General features: G+C 72.6%; 12 protein-coding genes. 4 read left to right on the top strand and 8 right to left on the bottom strand.

Features of this window, described 5'->3' with window-relative positions; all coding sequences use genetic code 11:
- The first annotated feature begins 53 nt into the window (after positions 1-53).
- Both ABEB00_RS12635 and ABEB00_RS12630 read left to right on the top strand, forming a co-directional pair.
- Positions 54-854 carry an ANTAR domain-containing protein gene (locus ABEB00_RS12635; protein WP_345619516.1) on the top strand — a complete coding sequence of 267 codons (801 nt, stop codon included), beginning with the start codon at positions 54-56 and terminating at the stop codon, positions 852-854.
- A 147-nt stretch (positions 855-1,001) separates the two neighbouring features.
- On the top strand, positions 1,002-2,972 hold the full coding sequence (locus ABEB00_RS12630; RefSeq protein WP_345619677.1) for an NAD-binding protein: 1,971 nt from the start codon (positions 1,002-1,004) through the stop codon (positions 2,970-2,972).
- Positions 2,973-3,134: 162 nt separating this feature from the next.
- Here ABEB00_RS12630 and ABEB00_RS12625 read toward each other — a convergent pair whose 3' ends face one another.
- Complete coding sequence (locus ABEB00_RS12625) at positions 3,135-5,018, bottom strand: S9 family peptidase (RefSeq protein ID WP_345619515.1); 1,884 nt, start codon at positions 5,016-5,018, stop codon at positions 3,135-3,137.
- Positions 5,019-5,143: 125 nt separating this feature from the next.
- Between ABEB00_RS12625 and ABEB00_RS12620 the strand changes: the two genes are divergently transcribed.
- Positions 5,144-6,040: an SURF1 family protein gene (locus ABEB00_RS12620; protein ID WP_345619514.1), complete on the top strand. Its 897-nt coding sequence runs from the start codon at positions 5,144-5,146 to the stop codon at positions 6,038-6,040.
- A 49-nt stretch (positions 6,041-6,089) separates the two neighbouring features.
- On the opposite strand, the gene ABEB00_RS12615 is transcribed toward ABEB00_RS12620, so the two are convergent.
- The 5 genes from ABEB00_RS12615 to ABEB00_RS12595 all read right to left on the bottom strand — a co-directional run bounded on the left by ABEB00_RS12615 (position 6,090) and on the right by ABEB00_RS12595 (position 11,098).
- Positions 6,090-7,145, bottom strand: coding sequence for a hypothetical protein (locus ABEB00_RS12615; protein ID WP_345619512.1), 1,056 nt, complete (start codon positions 7,143-7,145; stop codon positions 6,090-6,092).
- 206 nt (positions 7,146-7,351) lie between these two features.
- On the bottom strand, positions 7,352-7,924 hold the full coding sequence (locus ABEB00_RS12610; RefSeq protein WP_345619676.1) for a SigE family RNA polymerase sigma factor: 573 nt from the start codon (positions 7,922-7,924) through the stop codon (positions 7,352-7,354).
- 444 nt (positions 7,925-8,368) lie between these two features.
- Positions 8,369-9,436, bottom strand: coding sequence for an aspartate-semialdehyde dehydrogenase (locus tag ABEB00_RS12605; protein WP_345619511.1), 1,068 nt, complete (start codon positions 9,434-9,436; stop codon positions 8,369-8,371).
- A complete protein-coding gene (locus ABEB00_RS12600) occupies positions 9,436-10,713 on the bottom strand; it encodes an aspartate kinase (protein WP_345619510.1) in 1,278 nt (425 codons plus the stop codon). The genes ABEB00_RS12605 and ABEB00_RS12600 overlap by 1 nt, the downstream gene beginning before the upstream one ends.
- A gap of 214 nt (positions 10,714-10,927) precedes the next feature.
- Positions 10,928-11,098, bottom strand: a complete 171-nt coding sequence (locus ABEB00_RS12595; protein WP_345619508.1) for a hypothetical protein — start codon at positions 11,096-11,098, stop codon at positions 10,928-10,930.
- Between the two features lie 188 nt (positions 11,099-11,286).
- On the opposite strand from ABEB00_RS12595, the gene ABEB00_RS12590 reads away from it, so the two are divergent.
- The gene (locus ABEB00_RS12590; protein WP_345619506.1) at positions 11,287-15,900 is read left to right on the top strand and encodes a wHTH domain-containing protein; all 4,614 of its coding nucleotides are present in this window, start codon (positions 11,287-11,289) and stop codon (positions 15,898-15,900) included.
- Here the strand turns inward: ABEB00_RS12590 and ABEB00_RS12585 are convergent.
- On the bottom strand, positions 15,893-16,552 hold the full coding sequence (locus tag ABEB00_RS12585) for a DUF5063 domain-containing protein (RefSeq protein ID WP_345619504.1): 660 nt from the start codon (positions 16,550-16,552) through the stop codon (positions 15,893-15,895). The genes ABEB00_RS12590 and ABEB00_RS12585 overlap by 8 nt on opposite strands.
- The gene (gene recR, locus ABEB00_RS12580; RefSeq protein WP_345619503.1) at positions 16,545-17,144 is read right to left on the bottom strand and encodes a recombination mediator RecR; all 600 of its coding nucleotides are present in this window, start codon (positions 17,142-17,144) and stop codon (positions 16,545-16,547) included. Before recR ends, ABEB00_RS12585 begins: the two co-directional genes overlap by 8 nt.
- Positions 17,145-17,165: the final 21 nt, after the last annotated feature.

The following is a 17,165-nucleotide window of genomic DNA, read 5'->3' as shown; positions in this document are numbered from 1 at the left end:
GGCCGCGTCGGCCCACGTACGCGGACCGGGAACTCGACCGAGAGAGAACCACCATGACGACCCAGCAGCGGCTGGCCGACACCTTCGTCGCGCTGGCCGGCAACACGGTGGACGGTCCGCCGGACGTGACCGTGACCCTCTCCGTCCTCGCCCGTGAAGCCCCCTCGCTGCTCGGCGTCCGGGCCGCGGCCGTCGTGTACGCCCCCGAGGGCTACGGGACGGCTCAGGTGGCCGGCTCCGACCCGGACGCGTCCGGCCTGGAGCACGAGGCCGTCAGGTGGCGGGAGGGCCCCGGCCACGACTGCCACCGGGCCGACCGGCCCGGACACCAGGCGGCCCTCGACAGCCTGCCCGCCCGGCAGCGGTGGCCGCAGTACGCCCCGCGGGCACTGGGGCTGGGCTACCGGCGGGTGGTGGCGCTCCCCTTGCGTGAGCCGGCCGGTACGAACGGCGCGCTGGTCCTGCTCTCGGGCGAGGGGGACCCGTTCTCCCCGGAGACCCTGGCCCTCGGACAGTCGATCGCCTACTTCACCGCCGTCACCCTGGAACGCGCCCGTGAGACCGCCCGCGACCGGACGCTCACCGCGCAACTGAAACTCGCCCTGAGCTGCCGCGTCGTCGTCGAACAGGCCAAGGGCGTACTCGCCAACCGCTGGGCGGTGACACCGGACGAGGCGTACGACTTCCTGCGCAAGCACGCCCGCGCACACCAGCGGGCGGTGCGGGACGTGGCGCGCGAGGTGGTCGAGGGACAGGCGGACCCCTCCCTGACCGGACCGGCACGAGAGCGACAGCGACAGCGACAGCAACAGCAACAGCAACAGCAACAGCAACCGGAGCAGGAGCAGGGTTAGTGAAAGAAGCGGGTGCCCCGCCTCGGCTCCTGCTCCACGCCGGACATCCGTTCGGTCGCCGGGGGAACCACCCACCCCACCTGGGTAGTCCTACCCCTCGTGGCGAGCGTGGTGAATCCCAGTCGGCCGGCCGATCTCAGCGCGCACATGGTGGTGTGCGGCGACGACGGGCTCGCGCATCGGCTCGCCGCCGAACTCCGCGGTGTCTACGGCGAACAGGTCACGCTCGTCGTGCCGCCCAGCGGGCAGCGGGTGCGCCAGCCGGTGGTCGGACGCGCCCGCGCCGCCTCGGCCGCGCTGCTGGACCTGGTGAACGCGGCCGTCAACCGGTCCGGCACGGGTTCGGGACCGGGTGCGGCGGCAGGCCCTGGTGCGGGTTCGGGTTCGGGTTCGGGTTCGGGTGAGCAGGGTGGTGGGGGTGACGACGGCCGGGAGATGGCCGCTGCCGAGCCGACCGAGGCCGTGCTCGCCGAGGCCGGCGTGGACCGGGCCGCCGCGCTGGCCCTGGTCTACGACGACGACGAGACCAATATCCGCGCCGCCCTCACCGCCCGCCGGCTCAACCCCCGGCTGCGGCTCGTCCTGCGCCTGTACAACCGGCGGCTCGGCCAGCACATCGAGGAACTCCTCGACCAGGCCGCCGCGCTGGCGACGGGCGAGGCCCGGTCCACCGGGTTCGACACCTCCACGACCGTCCTCTCGGACGCCGACACCGCGGCGCCCGCGCTGGCCGCGACCGCCCTGGTGGGTACCAGCAAGGTCGTCGAGACCGACGGGCTGCTGCTGCGGGCCGTGGAGCGGCAGCCGCCGCGCCCCGGGGAGGTCGCCGATCCCGGGCTGTGCACGCTGGCGCTGCTCTCCGCCACCAGCAACGACCCGGCCGGGGCGGACGGTTCGGAGGGCAGCGGTGAGCTGGGACCGCGACTGCTGCCCGACGCGGCGGCCGTGGCGCGGGCGACCGGACGCGGCACGGTCGTCCTGGAGCAGGTGTCGTACTCCGGGCCGGCGCTGCCGCCGGGACGCGCGGGTGTGCCGGCGATCGGTTCGCTCTTCTCCCGCCGGCTGCGGTGGTCGCTGGCCGGGCTGGTGGCCTGCGTGGTCGCGCTCGCCGTGGCGCTGACCGTGGTCACCGGGGAGCATCCGCTGCACGCGACGTACGTGACGCTGCTCGACCTGTTCGCCATCAACGAGCCGGCGCTCGACCTGTCGACGGGAGAGCAGGTACTGCAACTCCTCTCCGGCTTCGTGGGGTTGCTGCTGCTGCCGGTGCTGCTGGCGGCCGTCCTGGAGGCCCTCGGCACCTTCCGCACCAACTCGGGGCTGCGCAAGCCGCCGCGCGGGCTCGGCGGACATGTCGTGCTGCTGGGTCTCGGCAAGATCGGCACGCGCGTGCTGACCCGGCTGCGGGAGCTGCACATCCCCGTGGTGTGCGTCGAGTCCGACCCCGAGGCACGGGGCATGGCGACGGCACGGCGGCTCCGGGTACCGGTGGTGCTCGGGGACGTCACGCAGGAGGGCGTCCTGGAGGCCGCGAAGATCCACCGGGCGCACGCCCTGCTCGCCCTCACCAGCGTCGACACCACGAACCTGGAGGCCGTGCTGTACGGCCGGTCGGTACGGGCCGACCTGCGGGTCGTACTGCGGCTGTACGACGACGACTTCGCGACGGCCGTGTACCGGACCCTGCGCGCGGCGCACCCCACGGCGCTGACCCGCAGCCGGAGTGTCACCCACCTGGCCGCGCCCGCCTTCGCCGGGGCGATGATGGGCCGCCAGATCCTGGGGGCGATCCCGGTCGAGCGGCGGGTGCTGCTGTTCGCGGCGGTCCGGGTGGCCGGGCATCCGCAGTTGGAGGGCAGGACGGTCGGGGAGGCGTTCCGGGCGGGGGCGTGGCGGGTGCTGGCGCTGGACACGGGGGCCTCCGGCGGACGGGGGGACGAGGAGGGGAGCGGCGTCGGGGGTGCGGGGTCGGGTGCGGGGTCGGCTTCGGGGCTGGTGTGGGATCTGCCCGACACGTACGTCCTGCGGACGACGGACCGGGTGGTGTTGGCGGCGACCCGGCGGGGGCTGGCGGAGTTGCTGGGGCGCCGCGCGGCGCGACGCCGCACCAACCCGTAGGAGACCGAACCAGCCGGTAGGAGACCGAACCAGCCGGTACGGGACAGAACCAGACCGTAAGGACCGAATCGGACCGCCGGGGTCTGCCCCGCCCCCCTTACACCCCGGCCGGAGCCCCGCGCCCGCGCCCGCCCCCGCGCTCGCCCCCGCCCCCGCGCCCGCCTAGTCCTGCGGCGGCAGGTGCCGCTTCGCGAAGTCCAGTTCCAGGTGGACCTGCTTGATGCGTTCGTCCACCACCAGGGAGCCGTGGCCCGCGTCGTAGCGGTACACCTCGTGGTCGGCGCCCTTGGCCTCCAGGCGTTTGACGTAGTTCTCGATCTGGCGGATGGGACAGCGGGGGTCGTTGACGCCCGCGGAGATGTAGACGGGGGCCTTCACCTCGTCCACGTAGGTCAGGGGGGAGGATGCCGCGAAGCGGTCCGGGACCTCCTCGGGGGTGCCGCCGAGGAGCGTGCGGTCCAGGGCCTTCAGGCCCTCCATCTCGTCGTGGTACGCCGTGACGTAGTCGGCGACGGGGACCGCGGCGATGCCCAGCGTCCACGCCTCGGGCTGGACGCCGATGCCCAGCAGTGTGAGGTAGCCGCCCCAGGAGCCGCCGGTGAGGATCAGCCGGGCGGGGTCGGCGAGGCCGGAGGTGATCGCCCATTCGCGGACCGCGGCGATGTCCTCCAGTTCGATGAGACCGACCCGGTGCTTCAGGGCGTCGGTCCAGGCCCGCCCGTACCCCGTGGAGCCCCGGTAGTTCACCCGTACCACCGCGTACCCGTGGTCGACCCAGGCCGCCGGGCCGGCGGCGAACGAGTCGCTGTCGTGCCAGGTCGGGCCGCCGTGGATGTCGAAGACGGTCGGCAGCGGGCCGGTCGCGCCGGCCGGCTTCTGGACCAGGGCGTGGATGCGGCCGCCGGGGCCCTCCACCCACACGTCCTCCACCGGCACCGAGCCCGGCGAGCGCAGGCCGGGGGCGTCCAGGACGACCCGGCCGGTGGTGGAACGGACCGCGGAGGGCTCGGCGGCCGACGACCACAGGTACTCGACGCTGCCGTCGGGGCGGGCCGTCGCTCCGGAGACGGTGCCGGCCGGGGTGGGGATCTCGACCAGTTCGCGTGCGGTGAGGTCGTAGCGGAACAGTTCGCTGCGGGCCTCGAAGCCGTGCACGATCAGCAGGCCGCTGCCGTCCGGGTACCACTCGGCGCTGACGTCGCCGGGCAGTTCCAGGGCGAGGTCGGTCTGCTCGCCCGTCGCCACGTCCCACACCAGGGGCTCCCAGCGGCCGCGCCGCTGGTGGCCGATGAGCAGGCGGGTGTCCCCGTCGACGGGGGCGAAGCCCAGCACCTCCAGGCCCAGCTCCACGGTGCCGCCCTCGGTGTCGTCGAGTTCGGCGGCCTTCGAACCGTCGGGGCGCAGGACGCGCAGCGCCGAGTGCATCGCGTCGCCGTGCTCCGTGTGCTCGACGGCGATCAGCGAGCCGTCGTGGGAGAGGTCGCCGACGCCCGCCGACTCGCGGTGCCGGTAGATCTCCACCGGGGGCTCCTCCCCGCGGGCGAGATGGATCGTCGTACCGTCCTCGTCGGTGGAGCGGCCGACCACCGCGGTGCGTCCGTCCCGGCCGAGGGCGAGGCCCGCCGGGTAGGAGGGGTCGAGGCCGGGCACCGCCGGCGCGTCCTCGCCGCCCGCGAAGGGCTGGCGGCGCCACACGCCGAACTCGTCGCCGTCCTTGTCGTCGAACCACCAGATCCAGGCGCCGTCCGGCGAGAGCACGCCGTCCGTCGTGCCGTGGGGCCGGTGGGTGGCCTGCCGCTGCTCACCGGTCGACCGGTCCCAGGCGTACAGCTCGTAGGTCCCCGTCGCGTTCGACACGAACAGGGCACGGTCGGGTGCGTCCTCCGCCCAGTCGGGCAGCGACACCCGGGGCGCCCGGAACCGCTTCTCCCAGTCGGGCGTCTCCTCGCCCTGTATCGGTCCCCGCGCCGCCCCCTGCGCCGATCCCTGCCCCGACCTCTGTGCCTGCTGTGCCCTGCGTCCGACGGACCCGTTGCTCTCAGTCATGGCCCCATAGTGCCCCGACCCGCCCCCACCGCGCAGATTCGGCCCCCAGCCTGTGGATAACCCGCCCCGGGTCCCCGCCGGACCCCGGGGCGGGGAACTCGGGGAAGCCCCGTACCGTTGAAGGCGTGTACCGGTTCCTGCTGACGCCCCGCTGGTGGGGGATCAACGTCTTCGTCGTGCTCGCGATCCCGTTCTGCGTCTTCATGGGGTCCTGGCAGCTCAGCCGGTTCGAGGACCGGGTCGAGGACCACCGGGCCGCGGACACCCACGCGGCGGCGGCCCGCGAGTCGAAGGCCGTGCCACTGGCCGAGCTGCTGCCCGTGGACAAGGCGACCGTCAACAGGCAGACCACCGTCACCGGCCGGTACACCGAGCAACTGCTCGTACCCGACCGGAAGCTGGACGAGAAGACCGGCTACTACGTCCTGACCCTGCTGCGCACCGGCTCCGGCGAGGTCCTGCCCGTCGTACGGGGCTGGCTGCCCGGCGAGGCCGACCCGGCGAAGGCTCCCGCGCCGCCGGCCGGCGAGGTCACCGTCACCGGCGCGCTCCAGGCGTCCGAGACCCCCGGCGACAACGGGGTCAGTGCCCGCGGCGGCCTGCCGTCCGGCCAGACCGCCGCGATCAGCGCCGCCTCGCTGGTGAACCTCGTGCCGGACGACGTGTACGACGCCTGGGTCACGCTCGACAAGGGCGACTCCGGGATGCGGGCCGTGCCGGTGAGCGAGGTGCAGGACTCCGGGCTGGACCTGAAGGCGTTCCAGAACCTCGGCTACACCGCCGAGTGGTTCGCCTTCGTCGGCTTCGTGGTCTTCATGTGGTTCCGGCTGCTGCGCCGCGAGGCGGAGCTGGCCCGGGACGCGGAACTGGGCCTGACCCCGCCGGACGAGGACGAAGACGGGGCCGGGGACCGCGACGGCGCCGGGGCCGAGGGCCGCGACGGCGCCGGGGGCGAGGGCCGCGACGGCGCCGGGGGCGAGGACGGGCCGAAGTCCCGCGTGGGAGCCGGCCCGGCTCTCTGAGAGTCCGCGAAGTCCAGGCGTGACCAGGACTGGAGGGGACCCGCGAGGTCTAGGACCCCGCGATCGCTCCGGTCCAGTACACGATCCCCGCGCAGGCGTTGGGGACGACCGCCGTCGCGGCCCCCGAACCCGTCGGTGCCGTGTACGTCACGGCCACGCTCCCGTCGGCGGGGGCGTCCGCGAGGAGCTGGGTCGTGGTGCCGGTGCCGGTGTCGGTGGTGCCGGTCTCGGTGCCGCCCGTGGTGGTGGTCGTGTCCCCGGTGGGTGAGGGCTCGGGCGAGGGCCCGCCCGTGCCGCCGCCGGTGGGGTCGCCCGTGGTCGGACAGGTCGCCGAGGGCACCCAGGCGAACCGCACCTCGTAGGCGTCGCCGGGCGTCAGCGGCAACTGGGCGGTCTCCGTCGACGGGTCGGGCAGTCCGGCCGCCGGGTCCCCGGCCGCGTGCCGGGCGGTGCCGATCCTGGTGGCGTCCGCCGCGCCCTGGGCGGCCACACCCACCGTGCCGGGGCCGCTCAGGGTGCAGCCGGCCGAGGAGACGTTGCTGACCCGGAACGAGCCGTAGACCACGCCCGTCGAGTCGGGGGCGGCGCTGGAGGCGACGGCGGCGCCCAGTTGCTCCGCCGTGCACGCGGAGACACCGGCCGCGGCCGGGGACGAGGGAGTGCCGGCATCCTCGGTGGCACCGCCGCCGCGCCCCGTCTCCCTCTCCTCGCCGCGTTCCGTCTTCTCGGCCTCGTCCTTCTTCCCGTCCTTCTCGGGGGAGCCGACCGTGGCTCCGTGGCCGCCGGCCGGGTCCTTGCCGTCGCCCGAGCCGCCGTGCGCCTGGGAGGCGTGGCCGGCGACCGAGGGGTCGACGCCCGGGCCGGCGGCGTTGGAGACGTGCACGAGCGCGGGGATGGCGGTGCCGATGAAGAGGGCGGCGGCGGCCATACCGACGGCTGCCTGCCGCTTGCGCGCCCGGCGGGCGGGCACGGCCCGCCTCAGGTACTCCAGGGTGCCGTCGCGCGGCTCGACCTCCTGGACCGCCTCGTGCAGCAGTCGGCGCAGCGCCGACTCGTCCGAGGCGGGTACGCCGCTCATCGCCTTCTTGAGTCCGTCTCCAAGCACGTTCTCAAACTTGCCTTCGGATCCGGCCTCAAACTCACCCGTCACGGCGTCCTCGTCGGGACCGGTTTCCTCAGGGATGTCCTCGGGACTCCGGACGTCGGGTCCCTGATCGTGGGTGTGGGGGCCGTGGTTCACAGTTCCGTTCCCAGCGTGCGATTGCTTCTGCTCCTGCCCGTCCGGTGCGCGCCGCGCATCGTGGCCGTCGCTCATGCCGGCGCCCCCATGGCCAGCCTGAGCGCGGCGATGCCGCGCGACCCGTACGCCTTGACCGACCCCAGCGATATGCCGAGCGTCTCGGCGACCTGCGCCTCCGTCATGTCGGCGAAGTATCTGAGCACCAGGACCTCGCGCTGGCGGCGCTGCAGTCCCTTCATCGCCTTGATCAGGGAGTCGCGCTCCAACTGGTCGTAGGCACCTTCCTCCGCGCTCGCCATGTCGGGCATCGGCTTCGACAGCAGCTTCAGGCCGAGTATCCGGCGGCGCAGGGCCGACCGGGAGAGGTTGACGACCGTCTGCCGCAGGTAGGCCAGCGTCTTCTCGGGTTCGCGCACGCGTTTGCGCGCCGAGTGGACGCGGATGAACGCCTCCTGGACGACGTCCTCGCAGGACGCGGTGTCGTCGAGCAGGAGGGCGGCGAGGCCGAGGAGCGACCGGTAGTGCGTGCGATAGGTCTCGGTCAGGTGGTCGACGGTGGTGCCCGCCGCCACGACGTCCTCCGCACCGTCACGCTGACTCGGTATGGGAGCACGGGCCGCGGGCATGGGCGCGATCACCGGCATGCCGCCGGCCGCGCCGACCGCGCGAGAACGCGCGGGCCGCCGGGTCGGACGCCGTGCCGTGCCGCCTGTCGCCGCGGGGGGCATCCCCTGCTCGAAGAGCTTGGGGGTGAACTCGAGAACCTCTGCCACGCCAGTTGGACACCCACACCCCCATGAGGGTTGTACGCGACGGACGTCGCGTTCGCTCTCGCGTCAGGCAGTGCCACCTCAGGTGCATCATTTGCCCTCATGCATCCCGCTCTTCCCCTATATCCCCTATAGACCGGACGTCCCCACGTCCGACCTTCGGCGTCCCCACGCCCCGGATGGGTGACCGCAAAGACGCTCCCCGCCTTCCGCGTGGTTGCGGAGGGCGGGGAGCAAATCCTCTGACGGCACGGGGTCTTTGATCAAGAGACCTGCGCCATTGTCCGGATCACATCACTAACGCAGATCCTACAAAATTCAAGCGAACTCGGGCGCTACCATTTCCGCGATCTGCGTGGTGTTCAGCGCCGCCCCCTTGCGCAGGTTGTCCCCGCACACGAAGAGTTCGAGCGCCGTGGGGTCGTCGAGGGCCCGCCGTACCCGCCCGACCCACGTCGGGTCGGTGCCGACGACGTCGGCGGGGGTGGGGTACTCCCCCGCGGCGGGATCGTCGAAGAGTACGACGCCGGGCGCGGTGGCGAGGATCTCGCGCGCCTTGCCGACGGTGACCTCGCCCTCGAAGCGGGCGTGCACGGTCGCGGAGTGCGTGGTGATCACGGGGACCCGTACGCAGGTCACGGCCACCGGCAGGTGCGGCAGCCCGAGGATCTTGCGGGACTCGTCGCGGACGTTCATCTCCTCCGAGGACCAGCCGTCCGCACGCGGCGACCCGGCCCACGGTACGACGTTCAGCGCGACCGGCTCGGGGAAGGGGCCGGTGCCGTCGCCGACGGCCCGCCGTACGTCACCGGGGCTGGTCCCCAGTTGCGTGCCGGCCACCAGGGAGAGCTGCCGGCGCAGCGTGTCGACGCCGTCCCGTCCGGCCCCGCTGACCGCCTGGTACGAGGAGACCGTCAGCTCGCGCAGGCCGAACTCGGCGTGCAGCGCGCCCAGCGCGACGATCATGGACAGGGTCGTGCAGCCGGGGTTGGCGACGATTCCGCGCGGGCGGGTCCGGACCGCGTGCGCGTTGACCTCGGGCACGACGAGCGGCACGTCCGGGTCGAGCCGGAACGCGCCGGAGTTGTCCACCACCACCGCGCCCTTGGCGGCGGCGAGCGGCGCCCACCGCGCGGCGACCTCGTCGGGTACGTCGAACATGGCGACGTCGACCCCGTCGAAGGCGGCCTCGGTGAGCGCCACGACCTCGGCCTGCTCGCCGCGCACGACCAGCTTGCGGCCGGCCGAGCGCGGCGAGGCGATCAGCCGGATCTCGCCCCAGATGTCCGCGTGCTGGGACAGGATCTGGAGCATGACCGAACCGACGGTTCCGGTCGCCCCCACGACGGCGAGCGTGGGCCGCCCGGACCGTTCGGTTTCGGCCATCAGCGGCCGGTGCCTCCGTAGACGACGGCCTCGTCGCTGTCGGAGTCGAGTCCGAAGGCGGTGTGCACGGCGCGCACGGCCTCGTTGACGTCGTCCTTGCGGGTGACGACCGAGATGCGGATCTCGGAGGTCGAGATCAGCTCGATGTTCACCCCGGCGTCGGAGAGCGCGGTGAAGAAGTCGGCGGTGACGCCCGGGTTGGTCTTCATACCGGCGCCGACCAGCGAGATCTTGCCGATCTGGTCGTCGTAGCGCAGCGAGTCGAAGCCGATGCCGGAGCGGTTGCGCTCCAGGGCGTCGATGGCCTTGCGGCCCTCGGTCTTCGGCAGCGTGAAGGAGATGTCCGTCAGGCCGGTGGAGGCGGCGGACACGTTCTGCACGACCATGTCGATGTTGACCTGGGCGTCGGCGATCGTACGGAAGATCGCGGCGGCCTCGCCCGGCTTGTCCGGCACGCCGACGACCGTGACCTTGGCCTCGGAGGTGTCGTGCGCGACACCGGAGATGATGGCCTGCTCCACCTGCTTGTCCCCTTGCTTGATCGGCTCGCTGCTGACCCAGGTGCCCTGAAGTCCGCTGAAGCTGGACCGGACGTGGATCGGGATGTCGTACCGGCGGGCGTACTCCACACAGCGGTGGAGCAGCACCTTGGAGCCGGAGGCGGCCAGCTCCAGCATGTCCTCGAAGGAGATCCAGTCGATCTTCTTCGCCTTCTTCACCACGCGCGGGTCGGCGGTGAACACGCCGTCGACGTCGGTGTAGATCTCACAGACGTCCGCGTCGAGAGCGGCGGCGAGGGCCACGGCCGTGGTGTCGGAACCACCGCGCCCCAGCGTGGTGATGTCCTTGCTGTCCTGGCTGACGCCCTGGAAGCCGGCCACGATGGCGATGTTGCCCTGGTCCACCGAGGTGCGGATGCGGCCCGGGGTGACGTCGATGATCCGGGCTTTGTTGTGGACCGAGTCGGTGATGACTCCTGCCTGGCTGCCCGTGAACGACTGGGCCTCGTGGCCCAGGTTCTTGATCGCCATCGCCAGCAGGGCCATGGAGATCCGCTCACCGGCGGTCAGCAGCATGTCGAGCTCACGCCCGGCAGGGATCGGGGAAACCTGCTCGGCGAGATCGATCAGCTCGTCCGTCGTGTCGCCCATCGCGGAAACGACGGCGACCACCTGGTTGCCGTTCTTCTTCGCTTCCACGATCCGCTTGGCGACACGCTTGATGCCCTCGGCATCGGCTACGGAGGAGCCTCCGTACTTCTGCACGACAAGGCCCACGTGCGCTCCTCGCTCATTCCGTCTCTTTCCGCATGTACGTATATGTACTGCGGTCGGCTCAGTCTAACGAGCGTCCGGATCTCGCCCCCGCGGTATCGCATGGTGAGACCTCCGGGCGTCCGCTCGTCCCGGCAGGCTCATGCCCAGGCTTTTCCCGGGCCACTCGGAAAGTGCGGTGAGTCACAGGTTCACAAGCGGGGGCCGCGGCCTCGGCTCAGCGCCTGCCGCGAATCGCCCGGACCACCTCCGCCACCGCGGTCAGGACGCCCGCCCGGTCCGCGGAGTCGGTCCCGTTCAGCGCGGACCGGGCGATCAGGACTGCCGCCACGGCGACGATCAGCAGGATGAGAACACCGCACAGGGCGGCAGCGAGAACCGGGTCCACTGCGATTCCTTCGGGAGGTCGGACGAGACGGTCGGGACGCCGCCGATGTTCCGTGCCGCAGGGCTGCCGGCGTGCCGGGCAATTCCCCGAACCACCGGACTCCGTGCAGGTCAGGTAGGTAGCGTGACTCTTTCCGAGTCGGCCGGGTCGGCCGACTCGTGGTGCGGGACGTACGGGGATCGGGAGCCATGACGGAACCGCTCGACTACTGGACGGCGCTGGCCCGGCTGGTGCGGCTGGCGGAGGAGCCCCAGGCGGCGGCCGTCCGCGCCGCGATGAAACGGGAGGCGGAACGCGACCAGCGGGTGCCGTCCGACAACACCGTCGCGGACTGGGTGGCGAGGCGGACCATCCCCCGGGCCGAGCCGGAGCTGAAGCTGTTCCTCACCGCTCTCCACCACCTCGCCCGGCAGCGACGACGCGATCCCGCCCCGGCCTTCCCGTCCTGGTCCCAGTGGCAGCGGATGGCGCGGGAAGCGCGCCGGGAACGCCGCACCGGGGCGAAGCCGCGCCCGGTGCGGGAGACGGCCGCGCCGCCGCCCGCGCCCCTCCGGCCGGACTGGGCCGAGGAGGCGGCGGGCGCGTCGGTCTGGGGTCTGGTGAAGCCGGGCGACGCGGAGCGGGCCGAGGCGCTGCGGTCCCAGACGCGTGCGTTCGCCGACCGGCTCGCCAGGGCCTACGAAGAGACCCGCGAGGCGCTCGGCGACGACCCGTGGCTCGACCGGAACCTGGGGCGGCGGATCTCCGGGCGTGGCAACAAGCTCGTCCACCACCTGTGGAGCCGTACGGACGGCTTCCTGGAGCCGGCCGAGGCGGCCGTCTCCGCGTTGCTGCCGTTTCTGTACCAGACCCACCGGGCCCGCACCGCCCTCGAACTGCGCCATGTGGAACCGACCGACCTGGGTCAGCAGGCGTCGCCCGGCGAACTGCGGCGCATGTACGAGGTGGTGCTGCGCGCGCACGAACGGCTCACTCGCCGCGCTGAGCTGGGCGGTTTGAAGGACCGCGCGGACGGGCGGACGGAGATCGGGTGGTGGCTGTTCCACCAGTGGGCGAAGCGGCAGCCGGGCCGGATCGGTGAGCTGTTGTCCGTACTGGACGGCCCCACCGGTCCTCTTGAGGAGCTGCGCGTCGTCCTCGATCCCGCCCTGGTGTCCCGTCTGCTGTCCTGCGCGCACACGGGACCGTTCGAACTCTTCGACCCCGCCCGCGCCGATCATCTGCGGGAGGACCCCTTCGACCTCGACTTCCGCGGGCGGGACTTCCAGTGCGTACGCGAGCGCCTGGTGGGGCCGCTGTTCGCCCTCGCGCACCGCATGGCGATCGAGGCCGCGGATCTGTCCTCGGTGATCGTCCGGCACGTCGGCATTCCCGACGCGCTGGACCTCGGCGCCTTCCTCGCCACCGCGGAGGCGGCGTCCTGGCAGTTCGCACGGGACGGTGTCGCCCTCAAGGCGTCCTGTTCCCACCCGGCGGCGGTGGCCGCGCTCACCGAGCACGTGCGGGGGCTCGAACCGTTGTTGCGTTCGGTACGGCACGCCGGCGCCGCGGACTTCGGTGAGCTGCCGGTCTACACCCGGGCCGACGACGTCCGCGAGGTGGACGCGACCGGACGCCCGGTCGCGGTCGGGGGCGTCATCCGCTTCCGGATCGACGAGGAACGCGTGCAGGAACTCCTCATGGGCGAGAACCTCTACCGCGACCGGTCGCTGGCCGTCCGCGAGCTGTACCAGAACGCGCTGGACGCCTGCCGCTACCGGCGGGCCCGGTCGCAGGCGGCGGACCCGCACAGCTCCTACCCGGGGCGGATCGAGTTCGTACAGGGGTGGGACGAGGAGGAGGGCAGGCACTACCTGGAGTGCCGGGACAACGGCGTCGGCATGGACGAGCTGACCCTGTCGGAGGTCTTCTCCCAGGCGGGCATCCGCTTCACGGATCTGCCCCGGTACCAGGAGGAACGGCAGGAGTGGCAGAGCCGTGGGGTCACCATGCACCCCAACAGCCGCTTCGGCATCGGGGTCCTCAGTTACTTCATGCTCGCCGACGAGATCCGGGTGACGACGTGCCACATGGACGCCGTGGCGGGGCGGCTGCGGGAGATCTCGGTGCTGATCACCGGACCCGGGCACTACTTCCGGGTACGGCCCACCGGTCGCCCGGGGACCATCGGGACGACCGTCCGGCTCTATCTGCGGGACGGGGACAAGGCGCCCTCCTGCGTCCGGGAACTGCGCAGGCTGCTCGGCTTCTCGGAGTTCACCACGACCGCGCGGCACCACACCCTCGAAGCGTCCTGGGACGCCGGCGAGCCCCGGCCCCGGGAGGCCCTGGGCATCCGCTCCGAGGGGTACCACGCACACGGCCGGTTCGTGCCCTGGTCCGCCGGCCGTGACAGAGCCGACGGCCATGTCGTCTGGTGCCGCCACGGAGGAGGGGTGCTTGTCGACGGCATCCACTGCGAGCCACGGGTACGGCAGGCGATCCTGAACAGGCTGGGGGGTACCGGCGCCCTGCGGGGCGTGATCGTGAATCTCACGGGAGCCACTCGGCCCCGGCGGCTGTCGGTGGACCGCGGTGAGATCCTCGACCCCGACGTGTGCGCGGACATCGAGCGCCTCGTCCAAGCCGCGCTGCCGGCCCTCCTGACCGCCGATCCCCCGCTCCTGAACCGCGCCTGGCTCACGGAGGTCGCGAATCACAGTCCTCGCCTCGCCGACCTGGTGACGGAGGCCGCCGGGGCCGGCGGCTACGCACTGGAGACGGAAGGGCGCACGGCGTCCGTGGCCGGCACGGGGTTCTTCCCCCCGGACCCGGACATCCTCAGCGGGCGGGACCTCCTGGAGGAGGGCGGGAGCATGAGGACGCGGCGAGGCCCGTACCTGGCCGCGGACGATGCCACCCGCCTCTGGCGACTGCTGGCTCACCGCCCGAGCCCCACCCTGACCGCCCTGACCGAACTCGTCCCGGAGCTGGACCGAGTGCGGCGGGTACTGCCCGCCCTTCCCTCCGACGCGCTGCTGCGCGCGACGAAGAGGACGGACGGACCCCCCGGGCCGTGGCCCCGTCACCATCAGGACAAGCTGCGGAACACCCCCGCGTTCGTCGCCCTCGTCGCGAGGACCCGGGGGCTCCGGTACCGGGATGCCATGGCCCGCATGACAGAGCTGCGGCTGCCGGTGCCACCTCGGCCCCAGGGCGATCCGGAGATCGACGAGACCGGCAGAGCACTGCTCAGCAGCGACCTGACCGGCATCGACTTCCGGGACAGCAGCCGCTCCCTCGCCACCCGCCGCACCGTGCCGCCCGGCCACCTCCTCAAGGCACAGCACGAGTTCGGCATCAGCCTGGGTGAGGCTGCGGCGCGGATGCGGACCTTCGGGTTCACCGTCCCGGATCTCGCTCCGTCGGCGGAGGACGCGGACGAACTCACCCTCCGCCTGCTGAGCGTCCACCTGGACGGCCGGAGTCCCTGGCTCGACGCCGGCACCCCGGTGCCGCCGCAGCACCTGATCGACGCGCACTCGCGCCTGGGCCTCGGCATCCGCACCGCCGCCGCCACGCTCCGCGCCTTCGGCTGCACGGTGAGGGGTGACGACCGCGTGGCGGAGCGCCCCGAGGAGACGCTTGCGCTCATCGGCCGCAGGACGGCGCTACGCCCCTCCGCCGCACGGCACACGTCCCGGCCCGTCCCCCCCGTCCACGTATTCGAGAAGGCCCTGGAGCTGAACCGCCCGCCGGGAAAGGTGGCCCAGGACCTGCGGGCCCTCGGGTTCGAGGTGTGGCTCTCCGCCGCCCAGGAAGGTCTGACCACGGACGTCCTCCGGGAGTACGAGGCGCACGGGTGGACCTGTGCCGACTGGGACCACGTCGGGCGGCGGGCCGTACCCCCGGGGCTGCTCCTTCGGACCGCGTCCCGTCAGGGCGTCGCGGTCCAGGAGGCGGCAACGCGGATCGGGGCGCTGGGCTTCACCGCTCCGCCCGTACCCCCTTCTCCCAAGACGGCGGACATCGTGCTGCTGAGCGAGGCCCTCAGCGGTGCCGCTCCGTGGCGGGAGGCGGGTGCGGTCGTCTCTCTCGCGGAGATCGTCGAGGCGTCCCTGCTGACCGGACTGGCACCCGCCGCGGTGGTGACGCGACTGCGTCTGTACGGCCTCGTACCCCCGGACACCCCCATGCCCCCGTCGGCCCGCCACAGCGACCTGCTCTTCCTGGGGGAGGCGCGCTACTCCCGGCTCGACGCAGGGCAGCCGGTACCGGTCGGCCTGGTCCTGCGCACCGCGCAGGCGCTCGCGGTCGCACCCGAGGAGATCGCCGGCCGGGTGGCGCGGTACGGCCTGGAGACGCGAGCCGTCAGATGGCCCGCGCTGACGGACGAGAACAGCCCGCTGAGCCGCTTGATGACCATGGAACTCGACCTCGACGGTGCCGGCCCGATCCCCCTGTACCAGGTCATCCACGCGTCAGAGAGTCTCTCGCTGCCCCTCGGTGAGGTCGCGGAGCTGGTGTCCCGCCTGGGCCTGACCGTCCAGGGGGGCGAGGTGAGCTCCGTGGACGCCGTGGACATTCGGCTGTGCGACGCCGCCGCCCCGCTCCGCGCTCGGTCCGGGCGGCTGCTCGCACTGGCCGAGCCCTTTCCGGACTTCGTCCGCCTGGTCCGCGTGTGGGGGGCCGCCGAGGGGCTCCTCGACCGGCTGCGGCACCTCGGTGTCGACCTCCGGCCCCTGCGCGACGCCGTACTGGCCGCCCTGTCCGACGTCCCCGGCCTCGTCCTGGAGCCCGGAGCGGAGCTTCCGGCTACTTGACCGGGCGCAGACCCAGCGGGGCCGCGATCTCCTCGACCATGACGCGGCCGGCCTCGGCCTCCAGGGCGTCGTCCTCCAGGTCCTGGTCGGTGTCGAGGCCGTCGAGTTCGGCCAGCGGCTGGTCGAGGCGGACGTGGGCGATGACCGACTGCAGGGCGCGCAGGGCCGCGGAGGCCGTGGAGCCCCAGTTGGAGAAGTAGGAGAACTGCCACCACCACAGGGCTTCCGTGGTGCGGCCGGCCCGGTAGTGCACCATGCCGTGGCGCAGGTCGCTGACGACGTCGGTCAGGTCGTCCGAGATGCGGGCCGCGACGGGCGCCTTACGGGGCTCGTACGGGTCGAAGACCTCGGAGTAGACGTCGATGGGGTCCAGGAGGCGGGCGAGGTTCTCGCGGAGTTGGTCCACGTCCAGCTCCGGGCCCGGGTCGGGCTCGTAGCGCTCGTCGGGGACGATGTCCTCGTGGGCGCCCAGCCGGCCGCCCGCCAGCAGGAGCTGGGAGACCTCCAGCAGGAGGAAGGGCACCACCGAGGCGGGTTCGTCGCCCTTGGCGACCTCCGTGATCGCGACCAGGAAGCTCTCGACCTGGTCGGCGATCTGGACGGCGAAGTCGTCGGGGTTCATGTCGGTCGCGTGCAGCGTGGCGTCAGACATCTAGGAGTCGTCTCCCCTCGAAGGCACGGCCGAGAGTCACCTCGTCCGCGTATTCCAGGTCGCCGCCCACCGGGAGGCCGCTGGCCAGGCGGGTGACCTTGAGGCCCATGGGCTTGATCATGCGGGCGAGGTACGTGGCCGTGGCCTCGCCCTCCAGATTCGGGTCCGTCGCCAGGATCAGCTCCGTGACCGTGCCGTCGGCCAGGCGGGCGAGCAGCTCGCGGATGCGCAGGTCGTCGGGTCCGACGCCGTCGATGGGGCTGATCGCGCCGCCGAGCACGTGGTACCGGCCGCGGAACTCCCGCGTGCGCTCGATGGCCACGACGTCCTTGGGTTCCTCCACCACGCAGATGACGGCGCGGTCGCGGCGGGTGTCGCGGCAGATGTTGCAGTGCTCCTCCTGCGCGATGTTGCCGCAGACCGCGCAGAAGCGGACCTTCGCCTTGACCTCCGTGAGGGCGTGGGCGAGGCGCCGTACGTCCGTGGGCTCCGCCTGGAGGATGTGGAAGGCGATCCGCTGCGCGCTCTTGGGACCGACGCCGGGGAGCCGCCCCAGTTCGTCGATGAGGTCCTGGACCACGCCTTCGTACAACGGACTGCCGTCCTTCCTGGG

It is taken from the genome of Streptomyces ziwulingensis, from assembly GCF_039542605.1.
In the GTDB taxonomy this organism is placed as follows: Bacteria; Actinomycetota; Actinomycetes; order Streptomycetales; family Streptomycetaceae; genus Streptomyces; species Streptomyces ziwulingensis.
Note: the sequence above shows the minus strand (reverse complement) of the source record. Positions and strands in the feature narration are given on the sequence as shown.